This is a genomic window from Peribacillus sp. SRI_006 (assembly GCF_057586375.1).
The window spans coordinates 187,957-210,008 of sequence record NZ_JBYCZT010000003.1 but is presented as its reverse complement, the minus strand read 5'-3'; the positions used below and the strand labels follow the sequence as shown (position 1 = coordinate 210,008).

The 22,052-nt window shown below is 40.6% G+C and carries 20 protein-coding genes and 1 pseudogene; 5 read left to right on the top strand and 16 right to left on the bottom strand.

The features are described from left to right. Positions 1 to 8: 8 nt before the first annotated feature. The 6 genes from AC2YHV_RS05260 to AC2YHV_RS05235 form a co-directional block, all read right to left on the bottom strand. The gene (locus AC2YHV_RS05260; protein WP_487372739.1) at positions 9 to 1,514 is read right to left on the bottom strand and encodes a malate:quinone oxidoreductase; all 1,506 of its coding nucleotides are present in this window, start codon (positions 1,512 to 1,514) and stop codon (positions 9 to 11) included. A gap of 594 nt (positions 1,515 to 2,108) precedes the next feature. Beyond that, a complete protein-coding gene (gene coaA / locus AC2YHV_RS05255) occupies positions 2,109 to 3,029 on the bottom strand; it encodes a type I pantothenate kinase (RefSeq protein WP_034305636.1) in 921 nt (306 codons plus the stop codon). A 95-nt stretch (positions 3,030 to 3,124) separates the two neighbouring features. Next, positions 3,125 to 3,418 (bottom strand): RNA polymerase alpha subunit C-terminal domain-containing protein, encoded by a 294-nt coding sequence (locus tag AC2YHV_RS05250; RefSeq protein ID WP_412994005.1) that lies wholly within the window; start codon positions 3,416 to 3,418, stop codon positions 3,125 to 3,127. Between the two features lie 152 nt (positions 3,419 to 3,570). Beyond that, on the bottom strand, positions 3,571 to 4,968 hold the full coding sequence (locus AC2YHV_RS05245) for an amino acid permease (RefSeq protein ID WP_057278635.1): 1,398 nt from the start codon (positions 4,966 to 4,968) through the stop codon (positions 3,571 to 3,573). A 332-nt stretch (positions 4,969 to 5,300) separates the two neighbouring features. Continuing rightward, positions 5,301 to 6,260 carry an L-threonine 3-dehydrogenase gene (locus tag AC2YHV_RS05240; RefSeq protein ID WP_053533708.1) on the bottom strand — a complete coding sequence of 320 codons (960 nt, stop codon included), beginning with the start codon at positions 6,258 to 6,260 and terminating at the stop codon, positions 5,301 to 5,303. A 45-nt stretch (positions 6,261 to 6,305) separates the two neighbouring features. Further along, positions 6,306 to 7,496: a glycine C-acetyltransferase gene (locus AC2YHV_RS05235; RefSeq protein ID WP_098864650.1), complete on the bottom strand. Its 1,191-nt coding sequence runs from the start codon at positions 7,494 to 7,496 to the stop codon at positions 6,306 to 6,308. Positions 7,497 to 7,870: 374 nt separating this feature from the next. Here AC2YHV_RS05235 and AC2YHV_RS05230 point away from each other — a divergent pair, with 374 nt between their 5' ends. Next, positions 7,871 to 8,002 (top strand): hypothetical protein, encoded by a 132-nt coding sequence (locus tag AC2YHV_RS05230; RefSeq protein WP_255256744.1) that lies wholly within the window; start codon positions 7,871 to 7,873, stop codon positions 8,000 to 8,002. A gap of 515 nt (positions 8,003 to 8,517) precedes the next feature. Here AC2YHV_RS05230 and AC2YHV_RS05225 read toward each other — a convergent pair. After that, positions 8,518 to 9,271: pseudogene (locus AC2YHV_RS05225) on the bottom strand (SDR family oxidoreductase). A gap of 191 nt (positions 9,272 to 9,462) precedes the next feature. Here AC2YHV_RS05225 and AC2YHV_RS05220 point away from each other — a divergent pair. Beyond that, the gene (locus AC2YHV_RS05220) at positions 9,463 to 10,362 is read left to right on the top strand and encodes a 3-hydroxyacyl-CoA dehydrogenase (RefSeq protein WP_487372738.1); all 900 of its coding nucleotides are present in this window, start codon (positions 9,463 to 9,465) and stop codon (positions 10,360 to 10,362) included. Between the two features lie 171 nt (positions 10,363 to 10,533). Here AC2YHV_RS05220 and AC2YHV_RS05215 read toward each other — a convergent pair whose 3' ends face one another. The 5 genes from AC2YHV_RS05215 to AC2YHV_RS05195 all read right to left on the bottom strand — a co-directional run bounded on the left by AC2YHV_RS05215 (position 10,534) and on the right by AC2YHV_RS05195 (position 14,674). Then, entirely contained in the window at positions 10,534 to 11,061 is a 528-nt protein-coding gene (locus AC2YHV_RS05215) for a YehS family protein (RefSeq protein ID WP_034305651.1), read from the bottom strand. Between the two features lie 117 nt (positions 11,062 to 11,178). Beyond that, entirely contained in the window at positions 11,179 to 12,564 is a 1,386-nt protein-coding gene (gene rlmD / locus AC2YHV_RS05210) for a 23S rRNA (uracil(1939)-C(5))-methyltransferase RlmD (protein ID WP_057278632.1), read from the bottom strand. Next, positions 12,561 to 13,445 carry a DNA-3-methyladenine glycosylase family protein gene (locus AC2YHV_RS05205; protein ID WP_487372737.1) on the bottom strand — a complete coding sequence of 295 codons (885 nt, stop codon included), beginning with the start codon at positions 13,443 to 13,445 and terminating at the stop codon, positions 12,561 to 12,563. The genes rlmD and AC2YHV_RS05205 overlap by 4 nt, the downstream gene beginning before the upstream one ends. Positions 13,446 to 13,567: 122 nt before the next feature. Continuing rightward, a complete protein-coding gene (gene pdaA, locus AC2YHV_RS05200) occupies positions 13,568 to 14,353 on the bottom strand; it encodes a delta-lactam-biosynthetic de-N-acetylase (RefSeq protein ID WP_412760496.1) in 786 nt (261 codons plus the stop codon). Between the two features lie 135 nt (positions 14,354 to 14,488). Next, on the bottom strand, positions 14,489 to 14,674 hold the full coding sequence (locus AC2YHV_RS05195; protein WP_034306471.1) for a hypothetical protein: 186 nt from the start codon (positions 14,672 to 14,674) through the stop codon (positions 14,489 to 14,491). 111 nt (positions 14,675 to 14,785) lie between these two features. Here AC2YHV_RS05195 and AC2YHV_RS05190 point away from each other — a divergent pair, with 111 nt between their 5' ends. Then, on the top strand, positions 14,786 to 14,923 hold the full coding sequence (locus tag AC2YHV_RS05190) for a hypothetical protein (protein ID WP_164468808.1): 138 nt from the start codon (positions 14,786 to 14,788) through the stop codon (positions 14,921 to 14,923). Positions 14,924 to 14,972: 49 nt separating this feature from the next. Here the strand turns inward: AC2YHV_RS05190 and AC2YHV_RS05185 are convergent, their stop codons facing one another. Then, positions 14,973 to 16,541, bottom strand: a complete 1,569-nt coding sequence (locus AC2YHV_RS05185; protein WP_034305659.1) for a fumarate hydratase — start codon at positions 16,539 to 16,541, stop codon at positions 14,973 to 14,975. Positions 16,542 to 16,832: 291 nt separating this feature from the next. After that, on the bottom strand, positions 16,833 to 17,018 hold the full coding sequence (locus AC2YHV_RS05180; protein WP_034305661.1) for an SE1561 family protein: 186 nt from the start codon (positions 17,016 to 17,018) through the stop codon (positions 16,833 to 16,835). Positions 17,019 to 17,168: 150 nt separating this feature from the next. Between AC2YHV_RS05180 and yfkAB the strand changes: the two genes are divergently transcribed. Then, entirely contained in the window at positions 17,169 to 18,296 is a 1,128-nt protein-coding gene (gene yfkAB / locus AC2YHV_RS05175) for a radical SAM/CxCxxxxC motif protein YfkAB (RefSeq protein WP_057278629.1), read from the top strand. Between the two features lie 33 nt (positions 18,297 to 18,329). On the opposite strand, the gene AC2YHV_RS05170 is transcribed toward yfkAB, so the two are convergent. Beyond that, positions 18,330 to 19,142, bottom strand: a complete 813-nt coding sequence (locus AC2YHV_RS05170; RefSeq protein ID WP_034305665.1) for a YfkD famly protein — start codon at positions 19,140 to 19,142, stop codon at positions 18,330 to 18,332. Positions 19,143 to 19,603: 461 nt separating this feature from the next. Then, positions 19,604 to 20,662, bottom strand: a complete 1,059-nt coding sequence (cax, locus tag AC2YHV_RS05165) for a calcium/proton exchanger (RefSeq protein ID WP_057278739.1) — start codon at positions 20,660 to 20,662, stop codon at positions 19,604 to 19,606. A 188-nt stretch (positions 20,663 to 20,850) separates the two neighbouring features. Here cax and AC2YHV_RS05160 point away from each other — a divergent pair, with 188 nt between their 5' ends. Beyond that, entirely contained in the window at positions 20,851 to 22,017 is a 1,167-nt protein-coding gene (locus tag AC2YHV_RS05160; RefSeq protein WP_057278627.1) for an MFS transporter, read from the top strand. Positions 22,018 to 22,052: the final 35 nt, after the last annotated feature.

Here is a 22,052-nt window from a genome sequence, read left to right as displayed (position 1 = left end):
TCCAAAAATTAACTATAAACTAGCTCTTTTTTTTTGCTCAGACCAAGCGTCTCTGATGTTGAAGTTTGAATTTCGTGCAAAAGCTTTGTATTTTCCATTAGTGATTCTCCATAAGAAGGAATCATTTCTTTAATTTTCGGTTCCCACTCTTTCATGCGTTGCGGGAAGCATTTATTAATTACCTCAAGCATAACGTGAACAGCAGTGGAAGCCCCTGGAGAAGCACCTAGCAATGCTGCAATAGAGCCATCGGATGCACTTACAACTTCCGTACCAAATTGAAGTGTACCTTTGCCGCCTTCAGCAGTATCTTTGATAACTTGTACACGTTGGCCAGCTACTACTAAATCCCAATCCTCGCTCTTAGCGTTCGGGATGAACTCTCGTAACTCTTCCATGCGCTGTTCTTTCGATAACATAACTTGCTGGATCAAGTATTTTGTCAATGGCATCTCTTTTGCACCTGCCGCCAACATAGTTAAAACATTATTCGGTTTTACGGAAGTTATTAAATCGAACATTGAACCTGTTTTTAAGAACTTCGGTGAGAAGCCCGCAAATGGTCCAAATAGCAACGATTTTTTATTGTCGATAAAACGTGTATCAAGATGCGGAACAGACATTGGTGGTGCACCAACTTTAGCTTTTCCGTATACTTTCCCATGATGCTGTGCAACAACTTCCGGATTATTACATACCATGAAGTATCCACTTACAGGGAATCCTCCGATATGTTTCCCTTCAGGAATGCCGGATTTTTGCAGTAAATGCAAGCTTCCGCCCCCGCCTCCGATAAAGACGAATTTAGCATTATGACTTTCTACGCTACCGGTATCGACATTACGCACTTTTAATTCCCATGAGCCATCACTGGCACGTTTAACATTATCAACACTATGTTTATATTTGATATCGACGTTTTGAGCCTTTAAGTGGTTAAACAACATGCGTGTCAGAGCACCGAAGTTAACGTCTGTACCGTAATCAATTTTTGTTGCCGCTATAGATTCATTCGATGGACGGTCTTGCATAATAAGTGGAATCCATTCCATCAGTTTTGCTGGGTCATCGGAATACTCCATACCTTGGAACAGAGGATTTTTGGACAGCGCTTCAAAACGTTTCTTTAAGAACGCTACATTGTTATCCCCTTGCACCATACTCATATGAGGCAATGGCATGATAAAGTCTTGCGGATTATCAATCAGCTTACAGTTTACAAGATACGACCAAAACTGCAATGAAACTTGGAACTGTTCATTTATTTTAATTGCTTTGCTAATATCTATAGATCCGTCAGCTTTTTCGGATGTATAGTTAAGCTCGCACAGTGCAGAATGTCCCGTACCCGCATTATTCCATTCGTTAGAGCTTTCTTCTCCTGCGTTTGCAAGCTTCTCAAATACTTTGATTTCCCATTCCGGTGCTAACTCTTTCAGTAATGATCCCAAAGTCGCGCTCATGACTCCGCCGCCAATTAAGATAACGTCTGTTTGTTTCTGTATGTTGCTCATTATAACCTTCCTTATCCCCTATATTTGCAAAAAAGATGTAGGCGCTCCTGCTTAGGTGTCAAAAAAAGCCCGGCACGAACTAGGAACACACCTTTTCTGTCTCCTTATAACTATATCATAATCTATTATTATTATTTCATAGATTAAAATATTCTACTATTACTTTTTTTGTTAAAATGTTGATTTTGAAAAGAAATTAGCTTAAACTTATCGCCCCGATAGTCGCATTAAAAGATTTCTTCAGCAACTCCCCATCATTGAAGGAAGAAACTGTTAGTGAAATAATATTGACAGATTCGAATAAGCCAGGAAAATACACATTTATTGACAAAAACAGAAGGAAAATTAGAACTTTCTGTAACCATTTCCCTAAAAAACTAGGACCTTCCTGAAATTGCTAAACTCTTAACTTTTTAACTAGTATCATAAATTCCACCCAATTATTAGATATTATAACAATACCAATAATTACTGAAAATTAAACCAGTATAAGGTAATATCACCGGTAATATTCTTAATTTTAAGACTTATCTCATAGTCCCTCATTAATATAATTTCTTAACTTATTACTATTACAAAAAAACATTATTTCTCTTATTTTCGCAAAAAGATATTTTCAACTTTATGTTCCGACCCTTTTTTCAAGATGAGTTTTGCCCGTCCTTTTGTCGGCAGTATATTTTCATGTAAATTTTTCAAATTAATTTCTTCCCAAATTTGAGTCGCTTTTTTTATGGCCTGTTCTTTAGAAAAGTCAATATAACGATGGAAATAGGATTCGGGACTTTGAAATGCAGTCTTTTGAAGTAAAAGGAACCTTTCGACATACCACCGCTCTATGTCGTTAACATCTGCATCTACATAGAGTGAGAAATCAAAAAAGTCACTGACGAATACTTGATTTTCCTTGTCAACTTGAAGAACATTAACACCTTCCACTATTAAAATATCCGGATTACAGATAGTCTGCACTTCATTTGGCAAAATGTCATACTTCAAATGTGAGTAGATTGGAACTTCCACTTTATTTTTTCCCGCTTTTACATCTCCGATAAGATTGATTAATTTTTGGGTATCATAACTTTCAGGAAACCCTTTTCTTTTCATCAATCCTTTTTCTTCCAAAAGATCATTTGGGTACAAAAAACCGTCGGTAGTGACAAGACCTACGTTTCTGTGATTATCCCATCTGGATAATAAAGTCTGAAGCAACCTTGCAGTCGTACTCTTTCCTACAGCAACACTCCCTGCAATCCCAATGATATAAGGTACTTTTTTAGCATCAGTTTTTAGAAATGAAGAAGTGGCTGTGTTAAGCTGCTGAGATGCCTCAACATGTAAATTGATCAAACGGGTCAAGGGCAAATAAACCTCTTCCACTTCCTGAATGGATATTTCTTCATTTATTCCTTTTAAGTTATCCAATTCTTCTTCTGTTAAAGGAAGAGGGGTATGGTTTCGCAAAGATGCCCACTTTTTTCGATTGAATTCAAAATAGGGAGTATAGGAACTCATGATTTTTCGTTACCTCACTTTTTAGAGTTACTATCAGTTTAACAAGGATGATGTCCATAAAAAAGAAGTTCCTGATCCCTTATTCACTAAATTGATTAAGCTTTGAATGATAACCCACCTGTCTCCAAAGCTTCCCTAAGTTTCGGTAAAGAAGCTGGTCCCATACCGTGGAATTTCAAAACCTCTTTTTCACTATATGCTGATAGCTGTTGTAAAGAGGTTACCCCATTGCTTTCCAATGCACGTCTGGCAGGTGCCGAGAGCACTGAAAGGAATCCTGTATCAGGTTTTCGTTCCTGCTCACATTCAGGGCAGGTCGGACAGTCGCTGGATTTATAGTATTTGTGTCCCTTTTCGCAAGTCCTCAAATTCTTCTTTGAAGTGGTCATTGTCAATTTCTCCTTTTCTTCTGAATTTTAAGTCCAAACATAAAAAGTTCACCCTTCACAATGAAGCAACCATTTTAATCCATTTTATCATTAATTACATTGGAAAAGGGCTGCCGCAGCAACCCTTTGCAAAACGCAAAGTGAATGATGGATTAACCCACTTTGTCCTCCTTCTTAGCCTCTGTTTGAGCATTTGCTTGTACACGCTTGTCTATTCCAAAAGCGAAATAACTGATTGCTACGATAGCCAGAAAACCTATTCCAACCATAAGAGATATACGTGTGTCATCATTAAACCACATACCGATCAATACCATGATCAAAAAAGCGATGGTCAGGTAGTTTGTAACAGGTGCAAACGGCATCTTGAATGGATGATTGTGCATTTCAGCTTTTTTGACCTTCCTGAATTTAATTTGACTGATCAGAATGACAAACCATGGAATCATTCCAGGAAGTACACTCGCACTGTATACATGCACAAATAAATTTTCTGGTGCAATATAACTTAAAACAACCCCAATCGCTAAACCGACGATCACTCCGAACGTACCGAATAAAGGGACACCGCTATTAGATACTTTTGCAAAGAACTTTGGCGCTTGCCCATTCACCCCTAATGTGTAAAGCATGCGTCCTGCACTGTAAATACCACTATTGCAGCCAGACATTGCAGCCGTAATTACGACAAAATTAATGATTCCGGCTGCTGCCGTGATACCAACCTTCGCAAAGGTCGCAACAAATGGACTGCCAATCGAACTTAATTGATCCCAAGGGTAAACGGTTACAATAATGAAGATCGCACCGATATAGAAGATTAAAATACGCCAAATGGTACTTTGAATCGCTTTGGTTATCGTTTTTTGCGGATCTTTTGCTTCACCAGCCGTAATCCCGATTAATTCTACACCTTGATAAGCGGCAACCACAAGTGAGAGAGCAAAGAAGAAGCCCTTCCAGCCGCCTGTAAATAAACCGCCATGTTCCCAAAGATTCGATAACCCTAAGGCTTCCCCACCGTTACCGATCCCAAAGAAAATCAGTCCAAACCCTGCAACAATCATTAAAATAATCGTTACGATTTTAATCAGTGCAAACCAAAATTCAATTTCCCCAAAGGACTTAACGGAAATTAAGTTCGCTGCTCCAAGAATCACCATTGCAATTAAACCTGGAATCCAAGCAGGGAGATCAGGGTACCAATACTGCATGTACGTCCCCACTGCAATAATTTCTGCCATCCCGACGATAACCCACTGGAACCAGTTACTCCAAGCTGTCATATACCCTGCCAATGGATGAATGTACTTATAACCAAATGTTGCAAATGAACCTGTACTTGGCTCTAAGTACAACATTTCCCCCATTGCGCGCATGATCAAGAATATAAATAAACCAGAGATCGCATAAGCTAACATTACAGACGGACCTGTCCATTGAATCGTGCTGGCTGAACCCATGAATAAACCGACACCAATCGTTCCGCCCAAAGCGATCATCTGAATATGACGACCTTTCAAGTCCCTATTCAAATCTTTGTTTGCCATTCCATTTCCCCCTATACTACTAATAGTCGAAATTTTATGCAAGATGCTTATTACACTCCCTATTTAGTATAGAAATGATATAGCAGGCACCACTTTATTTAATCTTTCTTAAAGCCGCCTCATAAAATCACTCTTCACTTTTAAGCATTCCTGACAGTTGGAAAGATTACTATCCATTTTCATGTTAATTCTTTATTCTGTCCGAGATGCCATAGAAAGCGCTTACTTTTTACCGGTTATAACAAGTTCACCCCTTAAACGTAAAAATTCCCCTGTATAAAATAACTCGAATAAAAGAGTTTTGCAACTCTTTTATTCGGCTGGCAGGTTTATTACGCTGTTACCAAAAGGGACTTTAATCTCAGCTTTAACAACATATCATTGGTCATTTTCTCCAAATCATATTCCGCCTTGAATCCCCACTCTTCCTTTGCACATGTTGAATCAATTGTATTTGGCCAACTGTCTGCAATGGATTGTCTTACAGGATCGACTTCATAATTCATGACAAATTCCGGTATATGCTTTTTAATTTCGGCAGCAATTTGCTCCGGATCAAAGCTCATGGCAGAAACATTGAAAGAATTCCGATGTTTCAATTTTGAAGCATCTGCCTCCATTAAAGCAATGATGGCAGCTAAAGCGTCCGGCATATACATCATGTCCATATACGTTCCCTTATCAATGTAAGAAGTATATCGCTTGTTTTTAATCGCTTCATAGTAAATTTCAACTGCATAGTCGGTAGTTCCGCCGCCAGGAGGTGTGACATACGAAATCAGTCCCGGGAATCGAAGCCCCCTCGTATCAACCCCAAATTTATGATGATAATAATCACATAATAACTCTCCGGATACTTTATTCACGCCGTACATCGTATTCGGCCGTTGAATGATGTCTTGCGGTGTCCAATCTTTAGGAGTGGTTGGACCAAACGCACCAATGGAACTAGGTGTGAATAATTGGCAATCGAGTTCTCGTGCTGTTTCCAAAGCATTGACCAATCCGCCCATGTTTAAGTGCCAAGCTAAAAGCGGCTTCTTTTCAGCTGTTGCCGACAATAAAGCGGCCAAATGTATAATCGTATCCACTTCATGTTTTTTTGCCATGTTAAACATCGCTTTTTCATCCGTAACATCCAAAACTTCAAATGGACCTGATTGAGCAACATCGCTGTCCGTTTTTCGGATATCTGTCGCAATGATATTGTCAGCTCCATAAACCTCTCTCATTTTTAGCGTCAGTTCTGAACCAATTTGACCTAAAGCTCCCGTTACCAAGACCTTTTTCATCAAAAATCCCTCCCCATGTTTTAAACTCTGAAACAAGCAATCTACTTATATGATCGACATCTCTTTTCCCACTTTTTCATAAATGGCCAATGCGCTATCCAACATCTCTTTTGTATGAGCCGCAGTAGGCATATTCCTCACTCTTCCTGTACCTTTTGGAACGGTAGGGAATACGATGGATTTAGCATACACACCTTCTTCATTCAGCCTCTTGCTGAATTGCTGCGTTTTTGCTTCATCACCTATAATGCAAGGCGTGATCGGTGTTTCGCTCTCCCCGATATCAAACCCTATTTCTTTTAGGCCTTTTTTCAAGTAATCGCTATTTTCCCAAAGCTTATTTTGAAGTTCTGAGCTATTCATCAAAATATTGATGGCTTCTATGCTAGCTGCAACTGCTCCCGGTGTGGCAGCCGTTGAAAATAAAAATGGACGGCTTCTCACCTTTAACCAATCAATCAAATCTTTCTTTCCTGCTACATAGCCCCCCACAACACCAATGGCTTTGGATAATGTTCCAATTTGGAAATCCACTTTATCCGATAACCCAAAATGCTTAACCGTTCCTGCACCATTACCTAATACACCCGAACCATGCGCATCATCAACATACGTAATTAAGTCGAACTCTTCGGCAATCTTCACAATTTCAGGAAGTTTGGCTATATCCCCATCCATCGAGAACACTCCGTCGGTGATGATCATGATCTTGTTATACAATCCGGACTCCTTTGCTTGACGTGCTTTTGTCCGTAAATCATCCATGTCGGAATGGATAAAGGGAATGATTTTTGCCTTGGAAAGTCGGCATCCATCAATGATTGAAGCATGATTCAGTTCATCTGAAAGAATGGCATCATTTTTATCCATCACTCCTGAAATCGCTGCCATATTACAGTTAAATCCAGATTGATAAGCAATGGCTGCTTCTGTATGCTTAAACTCGGCGAGCTTTTCTTCTAATTTGACATGAATATCTAACGTTCCGTTGATCGTACGAACGGCACCTGCACCGACGCCATATGTTTTCGTCGCTTCTATGCAAGCCTCTATTAATCGTCTATCTGTTGCTAAACCTAAATAATTATTGGATGATAAATTAATTAGCTCCCTGCCCGCAATCGTGATAACCGGACCATTAGCACCTTCCACTGGATCAATAACGTTGTAAAGTCCCTTTTCTTTTAAATCTTCCAAATTTTCTTTCAAAAATTCATTTAATATTTCACTTGACATTTAATATACCCCCTTATTGATGGTTGGAATAAATGCAGGATTTTTTTATGTTTTACACCTATTTTAAAAATATTGTATTTTTTCCCTTTTTTCCAAAAATACACGTGTCTTCTCCAAAAACACACACAGTATTAGCGCAAATCCCTTTATACTAAGTGTTATAACACTCATAATAATGGATAATTTTAATGTTGTCCATATTGTGTGGACAAAAAAATTTGAATTTTTGTAGTTCTTACAATCAACATCCGCCTAAAATGCGTTTATATCAATGAAAACACGAAGAGAATTTCATCAATTTTCCAAGGCAAACGATGTTATATCTACTGGTTTTTTGGAGACCTTAACCATTAACCTAATTAAGGAGGGGTATAGTGAAAACGGAAGATGAAAAAACCTCAGAAGGCCTAAATGAGATTTTTGAGATTATCAATGCAAAAGGTGACATTGGAGAATTAAAAGAAATCATCCAAAAACCTGATGAACAAACAAATGAAGACAAGTAAGCCAAGGGGAGAAATCCACTTTCAGTTTGTTGACAAAAGGAAGTTCAGAATGGTTCATTCCTGATCATGAACTGTTTTTGGGGCTTATTTCCCTCTCCAGGCAATCGCTTTCCTCGGGGGCTTTGCGCCTGAGGGGTCGCTTTTTTAAGCAGGCTTCCCGTTCACCCGCTCCAATCAACTGGATTGTTTTTTAAAGATAAAAACCGCAGGCAAACCCGAGTTCTTCCAATTCGTCCATAGTCAGCAAAGGGATTAATTATCCTCTTTTTTGTCTGTTTTACATTGTACTAATGGACGCTTAAGTCCATTACAACAATACAAAATGAGCTGATGATCAGCTCGGATATTGAATTGAATCTCACGTCCAAAAAACAAAAAAGTCATGCAAAAGAATGGGATAAAGGGGCTAAGAATAAGGATTTTCCCTATTTCTCTTCCTTGTCCACAATCGATGCATAACTAACAAAATTACTCCTCTACTGCACTAATCCTATGACAATAATGCTTCCCATAAATCAGATTTCCATGTCCCACCGTTTCTTTTCGGTCTTCTTCATCTGTTTTTCCGTTTTCTCGGGATGAACAGTACGGAATTTATGGTGGTCAGCCGGGATGATTTCGATCATCTTTTCTATCATATCTTCCGGATCGAATTGGTTTTTTAATCCCTTTTGTTGCTTTTTCATATCATCTGCTCTTGTAAAATCCTTGCTGCCCTGTCGTTAAAACCGGTATTGTATGCTCCCGGATTGATGTTCGCAACCTGCACCCCAAACTCCTCCAGCTCATCCTTTAAGGTTAATGCCATTCCCTCGATGCATGTTTGGTTGCTGCATACGGGCCGCCGTATAGTGTCGTTATGATCCCAGCCATTGAACTTAAGAACACGATTTCCCCTTTTCCTTTTTTGACCAGCTTTCTTGCAGTAAACTGAACGGATTCTAGTGTAGCGAAAACATTCACTTCGAAGATCGCCCTGAATCGGTCGGTCGGCATTTCTCCGAGCGGTCCTCCTTCATTGATCGCCGCATTTGCAACAAATAAATCAAAATCATGAATATCAATTCTTGCTCGATCACGTTCATTTGTAATATCCAATTTGAAGACTTCTATATCCAAGCCCCGTTCCCGCGCCTCCCTCATAAGATCCGTTTTCTGGGAAGTGATTTCCGTTGTGGCAATTACACGGTGCCCCTGCTTTGCTAACCCGAGTGCAACTCCTCTTCCAAGCCCGCTGCCCGCTCCAGTAATGAAAATTGTTTTACCCATCTTTCATTCATCAAGCTTCTCTATGTCTCTTCTTCCCATAAACGAATGGTAAAAACCCTTTAAAATGGTCTGCGTGTTTATCCATTCTTTTAAAAGGAAAAAAACTATATCAAGTTTATTCCTGCATCTATATTCAAGTTAAGCGCATAATTAACAAGTAGAGATATCCAAAGAAATAAAGGAGAATGACTATGAATTATCAGAATATCACGATTGCCGGCAGCGGCGTTTTAGGTAGTCAGATCGCATTTCAAACTGCAGTCAAAGGGTTCAACGTGTCAGTTTATGACATCAATGATGAAGCATTAGAACGTGCAAAAGATAGGATCATTAATTTGAAGCCCTACTATAAAGAAGACCTTGGAGCTGCGGAGGAAGATCTTAATGCTGCTTATGCCCGCATATCTTTCCACAGTGATTTATCTGCGGCAGTTGCCAAAGCTGACCTTGTGATTGAAGCGATTCCGGAAGTGGTTCAAATCAAAACGGATTTTTACACAGAGTTAGGAAAAGTCGCTCCTGAAAAAACAATTTTCGCTACAAACTCTTCTACATTATTACCAAGCCAATTTGCCGAAGCGTCAGGCCGCCAAAAAAAATTCCTGGCTTTACACTTCGCTAATGAAATCTGGAAAAACAATACCGCAGAAATCATGAAACATCCTGGAACGGATGATGAAGTGTTCGAGGAAGTGATTGAATTTGCAAAAGCGATTGGAATGGTTCCTCTGCCTTTACATAAAGAGCAGCCAGGCTATATATTGAATTCCTTATTGGTTCCTCTTTTGGATGCTGCCCAAATGCTCTTATTAAAAGGAGTGGCTGATACGGAAACCATCGATAAAACGTGGATGGTCGCAACAGGAGCACCTCTTGGACCTTTCGCCATTTTAGATGTGGTAGGAATCAATACCGCTTATAATATTTCACTTGCAAAAGCGAAAGCGACAGGTGATCCAGAAGTTGAAAAGCTGGCTAACTTATTGAAAACGGAGTATGTCGATAAAGGGAAAATCGGAAGAGAAGCAGGAGCAGGCTTCTATAAATATCCTAACCCCAATTTCGCAAAACCAGACTTTTTAAGAGGCTAATGAACTCGTATTTACTATGCAGAGGGTGTCCTGGGGGTGCCTTCTGTTTTTAAATGAATTCTCACTTCCTAATGTCTTCGAATAGAAAAAGACCCTGAAATCGGAAAAGTACTTTTCACGAAATCAAGGCCTAAATATCATGATGTGCACGATAAAAACAGTACCGAACCCTTATCCCCTATATCTCAAAGTTAATCCTTTTAAGAAATTCCTGGCGTATCGATCTCCGCACTCTTTATAATTCCTATGACCCACTTTTCTTAATATAGCGCTTAATTCCCCTTTGGTTATCATGACTCCTGCTTCTTCCAAAATATCAATCATATCCTCACTGGTTAATGATAATGCTATTTTCAGTTTCTTCAGAAGGATATTATTTACACTTTCCTTATGCTTTACAGCCGGTGCCTGACTTTGAGGCTGACCAGGTTTTGGCTCTTGTCTCCCTCTTTTAAAAATGATCAAACCATTTAAAAAGGACTCTAGCATCATGTTATTGCAATTTACCCCATCATCAGCTTCATCCAAATCATCATATTCTTCATATTCATCATAATAATCATCTTTTGGTTTTGTGAGCATCTGCATGACTTCTTCCATTGTCACTTCGATCTCCCCAAGTTTAAATATCTCAACCATATCTTTATTTTTAATATCCAACGCATATCTTAATCGAATTAATATATCATGATTATGCATCCAAAACCCTCCTATGTATTTCTCGATTTTCACAGTACTTTCATTATTTCACAAATGGTTGGAAATAAACGCAGATTAAAATCCGAGAACCTTTTACAGATTCCCGGATCACTCTGCTTATTCTTTAATCAGCTTCAATGACGTTACTACTTCCACATGGCTCGTTTGCGGGAACATGTCCACGGGCTGCATGGCCTCCACTCGATATGATGAACCCAGTTCTTGTAAGTCCTTCGCCAATGTGGACGGGTTGCATGATACGTACACTATGGTTTTCGGTTTAACTTTCAAGATTGTCTGCAGTAAAGATTGGTCACAGCCGGATCTTGGCGGGTCGACGACCAGTACGTCCGGTTTCCAGCCTTCTTTGGTCCAGCGTGGAAGGATATTCTCGGCTTTGCCTGTTTCATAGTATACATTGTTGCGTTTATGTTTTTTGGCATTTTTCTTGGCGTCCTCAATGGATTCTTTGATGACGTCCATTCCTCTGACTTCCTTGGCGTTTTCAGATAGCCATAGCCCAATGGTTCCAACACCGCAATAAGCGTCAACCACTTTTTCCGTGCCGGTTAAGGCTGCTGCTTTTTTCACTTCATCATATAAGCGAACAGTTTGAACCGGGTTAAGCTGGAAGAATGTACGGGCCGATAGTTCGTATGATAGGTCACCCAATGTTTCGTTGATGACTTTTTCGCCTGCCAGGTGAATCGTTTTTTCGCCAAAGATCAGTGATGTGTCCCGGTTGTTGATGTTTTGTACGACCGATTTCACTTCTGGCAATTGGTCACGAATTTGTTTTAGCAACTGATCTTTTTGTGGAATTTCCTCCGCTCCCGTAACAAGGACAACCTGGACTTCACCTGTTTCAAATCCTACCCGTGTAATGACAGTACGGATGACACCTTTTCTTTTTCTTTCGTTATAAATCGAGATGTTCAGGTTCTTCAGTATCTTTTTCACTGTACGTGTTACCTTATTCGTTGCCTTATGCTGTACAAGGCAATTCGGGATATCGATCAGTGTATGGGAATTCATGCCATAAAGGCCTGCAATCAACTTGCCATCTTTTTGGCCAACTTGGTACTGACTTTTATTGCGATAATTCCAAGGATCTTCCATGCCGATCGTTTCTTTTATATTTAATGAAGAAACTGGGAATTTTGAATGACGTTCCATCGCTTGAATGACGATATCGCGTTTTTCAACAAGCTGCTGGTCATAGCTCAAATGCTGCAACTGACAACCACCGCATTCAGCGTAAACCGGACATGGCGCAGCAATGCGATGCGGTGATTCTTTACGGATGGTTTTTATTTTCGCCTCGGTGAAGTTTGGCTGAACTTTTGTAACCAAAGCTACAATTTCCTCACCAGGTAATGCTCCTGGGACGAAGACGACTTTCTTTTTGAAATAACCGACTCCCTCTCCGTTAATTCCCAGCCGTTTAATCGTAAGGGGAAGGGTTTGATTCACTTCTAGTTTTGTATCTTGAATGTTTGTCATTTCTTTTCACTCCGTTTTTCAATGCTTCTCCACAAATAGAGGGAAGCGTAGCTTAGATATGGAGCCCATTTCACACTATAGGACTCCATTTCTTCTTGGGTTGGCTTTTGCGGTAAGCCATATAATATTTTCAAGGCATTTTGAATGCCAATGTCGGCTTTAGGAAATAGGTTCGGCCGGCCAAGTCCAAAAAGCAGGAAGTTTTCAGCCGTCCATCTACCGATACCGCGTATTTTTATTAGTGTATCCATAACCTCTTGATCGGATAGCTTTTCCATTATATCAAGGTTGAGATGGCCCTGAATGATCTGCTCGGAAAGTCCGATGACGTATTCCGCTTTCCGGCCACTGAATTGAATGGCTCTTAATTGCTCGATTTGTAGTTGGGCGGTTGTTTCCGGTGTCGGATAAAACCAGGCGCCTTCCATCTGGAAGCCGAAGGTTTTAACGAATCGTTCCGTGAGCGTATGGGCAAAAGATAAGTTCAATTGCTGATGTATGATGCATTTCACGAGGCAACTGTAGTAATCGAAGTCCAAGACGATGGCAGTACCGCGGTGCTCTTCGAAGATTTCCCGCAAATCGGATTCCCGGAAGTGCCGGGAAACGCCTTCCAATGGCTGATGCCAATGAAAAACCTTTTTTAACCGTTCGATTGCTTTTGACTTGTACACCTCTGATTGACCTTTGATGATAAAAGATGGTTCATCGATATTTCCTATTGCCTGAACCTGCAAAACGATCGGTTCTTTTTCTATATATAGCGGAACTTTTACCGTCCTGTTAGTAAAATCAACTATCTGAAGTGGGTCTAACGATAATCGTTCGAGAACAAGATCGAAATTATAGGGTCCTTGAACCTGTAATTTTTCTGTCCACACAAGCGATCCATCCTTTAGCAGTTTTCCACGTATTATAGCATGTTTCCTGAAATATTACTTGAAATCGAGAAGAATGGATAAAAGCGGGACCTGAAATATCACGACAGGACCCGCTTCTCATTTTAATAAAGCATTCGGTTCGGCAACTGTTTCTCAATCATTAATTCATCAAGGCTACCAAAAGTGTACCCCTGTTTTTCAAGATCCGTCAGAATCGAGTCCAATGCTTCCGCATTATCCTTCGATACGGTATGCAATAATAAAATCGCGCCGGGATGAATCTGCTTAAGCACTTCATCATGTGCAAAAGCGGCACCCTTTTGTTGATCTACAATCCAGTCCCTATATGCCAGTGACCAGAAGATGTGGAAATACCCTTCTTTTTTTGCGACCCTCATTGTTCTCTCATTAAATACGCCACGAGGCGGCCTTAAATAGTTCATTCCCTTTTGCCCCGTTAATTTTTCCGTTGCTTCTTTTACCCGCTCAAGTTCGGTGCGGATCACATCGTCCGTCACGCTGGTCATATCCGGATGGTTCCATGAATGGTTTCCTACGATATGCCCCTCATTGGCCATACGGACAACAAGCTCAGGTGCCGTTTTTAAGTAATGACCCGTGACAAAAAAAGCTCCAGGAGCACCATGTTTCTTCAGAACATCTAAAATCTGGGCCGTATAGCCATTTTCATAACCGTTATCAAAGGTTAAATAAACGACTTTTTTCTTTGTATCCCCCTTATAAATCGCTTCATATTCAGGCAGCATTTCATTGAATTTTTTTCCGGCATCGGCAGGTGTACCATTTTTCCCTTTATTGAATCCCCAATTATAGGATTCTGCAAAAGCTGGACTGGCCAAAGAGCATATCAAGCATATAAAAGCGGATAAAATCACCATTTTTTTCATTGGAACATCCCCCATGTCTTTTTTCTTATTGTTTGGAACATGGAGATTTATATGCATGATATTGTGAAGGTCGAATTCCTTCCGCAAAACAAAAAAAGGCCCTTCCTCCGAAAAGGATAGGCCTCCATGTTCTGTTTATCCTTTAAATAACGCTTGTGCCGCCTTCCAAATAATGGCGATAGCGAAAATGAGAACGATTACAATTCCGACTACGTCAAGGAATGTTTCAAGACCGGAGAAAATCGTGTTTGCCACAGGAAGTTGGATGAAAGCAAAACCAGTTATCATGGCGAAAAAGAATAAGATGTAGTTATTCTGCATGAAAATCCCTCCTTTCTCTTCTAATGTATGTGCGACCATTCCAAAAGATTGTACTTTTCTGAGGTAATTTTCGCCTTTTTTTTCATATACATGTACCAAGGGGGGAATGTAATGCTGGAATGGGTTATCACTCTTGGCTTTGTTGGTTGTCTTGGTTTAAGTGGTGGAGTGTTTGTTCATTTTGTGAAAAGCGGATTGAATTTGGAGGATTCATCAAGGATCGATCCACTGCCGGAAATCAAAGAGTAAGATATGCAAAAGACGCTCAACCTTTTGGTGAGCGTCTTTTGCCAAACATTTATTTAAATACCGGTTCTTTGAATTGTGCCAATTTTTCCAATGAAGATTGCTGAACGTCTTTATGCAGGCTGTTTCCATGTGAATCCATGGTAACTACTGCAGTGAATCCTTCAACATTCAGATGCCACATTGCTTCTGGAATACCAAATTCAGTGAAGTTCACACCCTCGACGGATTTGATGCAGTCTGCATAATATTGAGCAGCCCCGCCGATTGCATTTAGATAAACGCCGCCGTGTTCACTTAATGCCTCTAGTGTTTTTGGTCCCATTCCGCCTTTACCGATAACTGCACGGATGCCGAATCGCTTCATGATATCGCCTTGGTATGGTTCTTCACGAATACTTGTTGTTGGTCCGGCGGCCTTCACATGCCATTTGCCCTCTTCATCCTTCAGCATAACTGGTCCACAGTGATAGATGATTTGTCCATCCAGGTCGATTGGTGCAGGATTTTCAGATAAGTGCTTGTGGATAGCGTCACGGCCTGTATACATTCTGCCATTAATATGAACTACGTCACCCACTTTTAATTCACGGATTTGTTCTTCCGTGATTGGTGCTTGCAGGGTGATTTCACGGGAAGCTTCAACGTCCGATTCTGCAGCGGCTGCCACTTCATCCTTCGCTGCTTTTTCTGCTTCCAGAGCAAAGTCGATTTTCTCGCCTTCTTGATACAACCACTCATTGATTTCGCCTGTTTCAGGATTGACTTTCACTCCTAAACGGCGGAACGCCCAGCAGTTGTAAGCAACGGATACGAAAAAGCTTGCCGGAATACGGTGCATGACACCGATTTTACATCCAAGCAGTGTAGTTTCGCCGCCAAAGCCCATCGTGCCGATGCCCAATTCATTAGCAGTCTTCATGATGTAATCTTCAAGTTGACGAAGGTCTTCATTCGGATTCACATCTTCATTACTGCGGAAAAGTTGAGCCTTAGCCAGATCATATCCGGATGAACGGTCCCCTCCGATACCCACGCCGATGAAGCCGGCACTGCAGCCTTGTCCTTGTGCTTGGTAGACAGAGTGAAGGATACATTTACGGATTCCGTCCAAATCACGGCCCGCTTTTCCCAATCCTTCAAGTTCCATAGGCAGACTGTATTGAATGTTTTTATTTTCACAGCCGCCGCCTTTTAAGATGAGACGAACATCAATATAGTCTTTTTCCCATTGATCGAATTTAATGACAGGAAGACCTTCCCCAAGGTTATCCCCGCTATTTTCACCCGATAAAGAATCAACTGCGTTTGGACGAAGTTTTCCGCCTTTTGTCGCTAAAATGATTGCATTTCGAATTGCTTTTTTTATTTCAAGTTGGTTCACGCCAACTGGAGTTTTTATTTTGAAAGTCGGCAGACCAGTATCCTGGCAAATCGGTGATACATTGTCGTCAGCCATTGTAATATTATTCGTGATGGTGGTCAGGCTCAATGCAGAACGAGTACCTGCATTTTCACGTTGTTTTGCACTTTTGACCGCACGACGAACATCCTTTGGAAGATTCGTTGAAGTTTCAACGATAAGACTGTACATACTTTCTTGGAATTTTTGAATATCCAAATTTCTCTTCCCCCTCTTATTTCCCCTAGATTAGATTTAATCATTTCCCTGCTTCTCTATAAATAGTGAATGATTCACACCCGTTTTATTATACATCTAACATAATCTTTCGAAAACAAGTAATTATTTTTCTTAATGAACAGCAATTTAGAGAGAAATGAGTAAAGCGCCAGAAATAGCCCATATGTTAAATTTCATCACCAAACATTTCCATCAAAAAAGGACGACGAAGTTTCTCGTCATCCCTTCATGAATATTAACATTGAAAAAATCATACTATCGAAACAGATATTAGTCTTCGCGGGTTTTGAATTGTTCCACTTTGCCTTCCAAATCATCTATCATGCCGATTAAACGGTCTATATCTTCCAACTCCGTATTTTCCGGTTCGATATGATCAAGAACTTCCATGAACATCGTGAGGCGTTCTTTTAAGTATGTTAATTGTTCGTTTTTACCTGTAATGGATTTTCCCATGAGGCACTCTCCTTCCGTTCTTCTTTCATCGTAACGAAATCTGCTTGAAAGTGCAATGGCAAGCTATAAATGCAGCTCTCCGCCATTTGACAATTTTTGTCCCCATTGTTCATAATGGGTTAGTGCATTATTACGTAAGGAGTTTTAAATATGTCAATAATCAAGCAAGATCTTTTAACACCAATTACACCCAAGTATGATCCTTGGGAAGCATATATGGACGTTGAACAATATGGAAAACTCAGCCTTACCAATGTGGAGTTCACCACCACCACCCTTTGCAATATGCGTTGTGAGCATTGTGCCGTCGGTTACACACTCCAGCCCAAGGACCCGGATGCACTGCCTCTGGAATTACTGATCCAGCGCCTTGATGAGATCCCTTTGCTTCGCTCGCTCAGCATTACTGGCGGGGAACCGATGCTTTCAAGAAAACAAGTGAAGAATTATGTTTTGCCACTATTGAAATATGCCCGTAGTCGCGGGGTCCGGACACAAATCAATTCCAATTTGACCCTTGACTTGGAACGGTATGAGGAAATCATTCCTTATTTGGATGTTCTCCACATTTCCCATAATTGGGGAACGATCGATGAATTCATTGATATCGGCTTTGCCATGATGGACCGAAAACCATCCCGGGAACAGCGAAAGAAATTATTTGATAAAATGATCGAAAATTCCCGTGCCCTGACAAAGGCTGGTGTACTGGTATCTGCGGAAACGATGCTTAATAAACGTACATTGCCTCATCTTGAGCATATACACAGGCAGATCGTCGATGAAATGGGATGTCAAAGGCATGAAATTCATCCGATGTATCCAAGCGATTTCGCTTCGGCACTTGAAACTTTATCACTGGACAAAATGCGTGAAGCGATTCATCATTTGCTTGATATCCGAGATGAAAATGTTTGGATGCTTTTCGGTACCCTGCCATTTTATCCTTGCAATAACAGTATAGAGGATATTAAGCTGCTTCAACGCCTTTATGGTTCACATAAAGTGACTGTGCGAAATGATCCTGATGGACGATCACGGTTGAACATCAATATTTTCACCGGGGAAGTGATCGTGACCGATTTTGGGGACGCGCCTACATTAGGGAATATCAAAGATCAGCCCTTGACCGAATCCTATGAAACATGGATGAATTCGAAACTGGCCAATGAATTGAATTGCCACTGCCCGGCAGTCAAATGTCTAGGCCCGAATGTACTCGTCAAAAATGCATACTACCCGAAAGAGGACTTCAGGATCAGAAAGTCAACCATATGAAGAAAAACTCGCCAATCCGGCGAGTTTTTCAATTTACCTGGGTTGCTGTGAGACTGTAAAACTGAAGGAAACATGGTCCTGAACCGGTATCCATGCACCGATGCCTTGGGAAGTGATGTTCTTTATCGTAATGGTTCTTTTATTTCCTTTTAGGTTCAAATACACTTCCCCATATGTGACCTTGCCTTTTTCATTTACGGCGGAAGCAAAACTGGATAAGTAACCAATCCTATTTGACGCAACATTGTATACTTGATCTTTTTTCGTACCAGCTCCAATGATCGTTTCAAAAGCCAAAGGCAAATTCGTTTTCTCGGTGGCTTTTAACAGCATCATCTTTTGAACATCCTCAGCCTTAGGAATTTTCGCCGTCAGACCGCCACTCACTGCCTTCTGACTTTCCTGGACATAACGGATCTTATATGGAACTTCACCGCCGCGATTATCATAGTAATTCGTATTGATTTTTTGGTATTCCCAGTTTGGTGCCGTTTCCGAAGACTCATAATTCAAGGCCCAATGACCAAGGTAAATGGTCGCCCTGTATCCAAAGGCAAGCGGGGCCTTTGCAATTGCGGATTCATTCAACATTTGGATGAGTTCTGGATTTTCAATCTTGATATCCGACGATTCGATCAATTGTTCGGCAAGATTACTTGGCTGCAGCATCGGAAGATCCTGGGTCGGGTTCGGATACGTATTCTCCTTTGCAATATTCAATACGGAAGGAGGAATATTCACCTTATTCGGATTTGCTTTGACTTCTGGTATATCTGCTGCAAAACTTACATTCGCCTGTATGAAGGCAATTAGGGCAATCATCGTAATAAGAATAGTTCTTCTCATGCTGTCGCACTCCTTTTGAGGGGTTCAATCATTTGTTTATAGATTTTGTTTTTAGCCAACATTCTATACATTTCATTCAGATTTCAACTTTGTAATGAATTTGTAAAGTTCAGAATATTTACTTTTCTTTTCAAATCGGTTATACTTAATTTACATTATAAAAAGGAGGCGAAATCGTTCATACCTATTAAACCTTCAGGAGGTATGCTTATCGAACAATCCATGACACCCTTTTAAAGGATGACAGAAAACGAATTCGCCAATACTTAAATCTGATGTAAAAGGATGGTGTGACACTCTAGAATATTTTCTCAACTTTTACAAAAGCATGATGAAAAATTTTGGAATAACTTATGAATGGTAATTTACTAATATAGAAATGACTCTGCTAAATCTAACCTGAGCAGAGTCATTTTTATTTTATTAAAAGAAAGACCTTCCACATCGGAAGGCCTGCATTCTTATAATAAATAAAATCCAATTCCCATAATGAAGTAAGCGGCCAATAAGGTAAGGCCTTCAAACCAGTTCGTTTCCCCGTCATTGGAAATCATGATCATCAAGAAGACTGCTGTAACCATGGAAATCAGTTCTGGCAGTGTGAAGACGAGCGGCATATGCGTTGGATACATTAACGAAATAAGTACGAGTACAGGAGCTACGAACATCGCTACTTGAAGCGTGGAACCGACGGCTATCTCCACTGCGACATCCATTTTGTTTTTATAGGCCATCATGACGGCGGACGCATGCTCTGCCGCGTTACCTACGATTGCAACGATAATGACACCGATGAATAACTCCGACCATCCGAAGGTTTCCCCCACTTCGCTGAACGTATGGACGAGTTTTTCCGATACGTACGCAACGGCCAATGTAGCGGCAGCAAGTATTATAATTGCCTTTTTCCTGCTCCACTCCGGTACCTCCTTTTCATGTTCCTCGGGTTTCTCCGTATGCTGATATACCCCTCGGTGAGTAACCAACTTAAAGAATAATGCAGCAAGGTATAATAAGATCAATATAATGGAAATTCCTACACTTAACGACATCGTGCTTGATTCACTCATGTCTTGTGTGAATACTTCCGGTATGACAAAGGCTACAATAACCGCAAAAATCAATAGACCGGCATTATGCCTCGCATCGAATACATTAAACTTCTGCCGTTTGTATTTAGTCCCTCCGACAAAGAATGAAAGACCTGCCACCAACAATAAGTTCCCTAATACCGAACCAGTCAAAGAAGCCAACACGACCCCAACAAGCCCCGCCTTTAATGAAAAGATGGATATGATCAATTCCACCGCATTCCCAAAGGTTGCATTCAAAAGACCGCCAATCCTTGGTCCCATGACGATCGCTAAGCTTTCAGTCGCCCGGCCCATGAAGCCTGCAAGCGCGACGATTGTTAAGCAATATACGATGAACATGATCACACTCGGCCAATGCAATAATGACCCGATGACTGATATAGGGACGCCCAGCAGGACAAGTCCCAAAAATATTTTATTCACGATACTTCTCCTCACAATCTATAGTTCTTTTTATGTAACAAAAACTATCATACAAAATCTTCGGGCGATGACAAAGGAAAATTTTATCATCTTCTCTCTTCTTGTCAATATTTACCCAAATTTCTATTGCTTAATCCTCTTCCTAAGATGTAACATCAAGAAGGTATACATTTCTTAGGAGACATGATTTTATGAATAACAAATTGCTTTTTAGCGTTTTAATCTTAATTGTCGGCATATCGGGGTTTTCTCAAGGGATGCTTCTGCCGATCATTGCCATCATTTTTGAAAATGACGGAATTAGCTCATCACTGAACGGGTTTCATGCAGCCTCGCTTTATATTGGAATTCTGTTGATTTCCCCTTTTATGGAAGCACCGCTCCGCAAATACGGATATAAGCCATTGATCATATTTGGCGGGATAACGGTCATTCTATCGCTTGCCTTATTTCCTGTTTGGAAATCATTCTGGTTTTGGTTTGTCCTTCGTTTCTTCATTGGTATCGGGGATCATACACTTCACTTTGCTACCCAGACATGGATCACTGCCATTTCACCAATAAAGAAGCGCGGAAGGAATCTTGCCATTTATGGACTTTTCTTCAGTCTTGGCTTCATGGTAGGCCCGCTGATGACGAAGCTTCTCGAGATTAATCAGTCTTTGCCTTTCATCATCACATCCATACTTAGCCTTCTCGCCTGGTCTGCTGTTTTCCTTATTAGAAATGAACTTCCTGAACAGGATGATTCTGAAAGCACATCATTCCTGGGCACACTCCAAAGGTTTACGAAAGTAAGCCGCATAGCTTGGGTCGCATTTTTACTTCCGTTCACATTTGGCGTGCTTGAGGCATCATTGAATAGCAATTTCCCTGTATTCGCCCTGCGCTCCGGAATCGATTTAACGGCAGTTTCCATCATCATTCCGGCATTTTCCGCAGGGACCCTGCTTACCCAGATTCCCTTAGGGATGATCAGTGACCGTTTTGGCCGGCGAAAGACCTTGCTGACGATCCTTTTTTCAGGGTTTGCGATATTCACGCTTGCAGGGATTTATTCCGATTCAGTGCTTGGTCTATTCATCTGCTTTATGTTTGGCGGAATGATGGTTGGTTCGACTTTCTCGCTGGGAATCAGTTATATGGCAGATCTTTTGCCTCGAAACCTATTACCTGCAGGAAATTTATTATGCAGTATTTTCTTTAGTCTCGGCAGCATCGGCGGTCCATTTTTTGGCGGTCTGGTCATTGAACATATCAAAGGCGGGAATTTTTTCTACATGATCAGCATCATGCTTATCCTTGTCTTCATTTCATTGGCCATGTTTAAGGAGAAAATGCCTGCTTCAGTAATGTAATATAGTTTATTATCTGGACTACTTCTTTTATTATT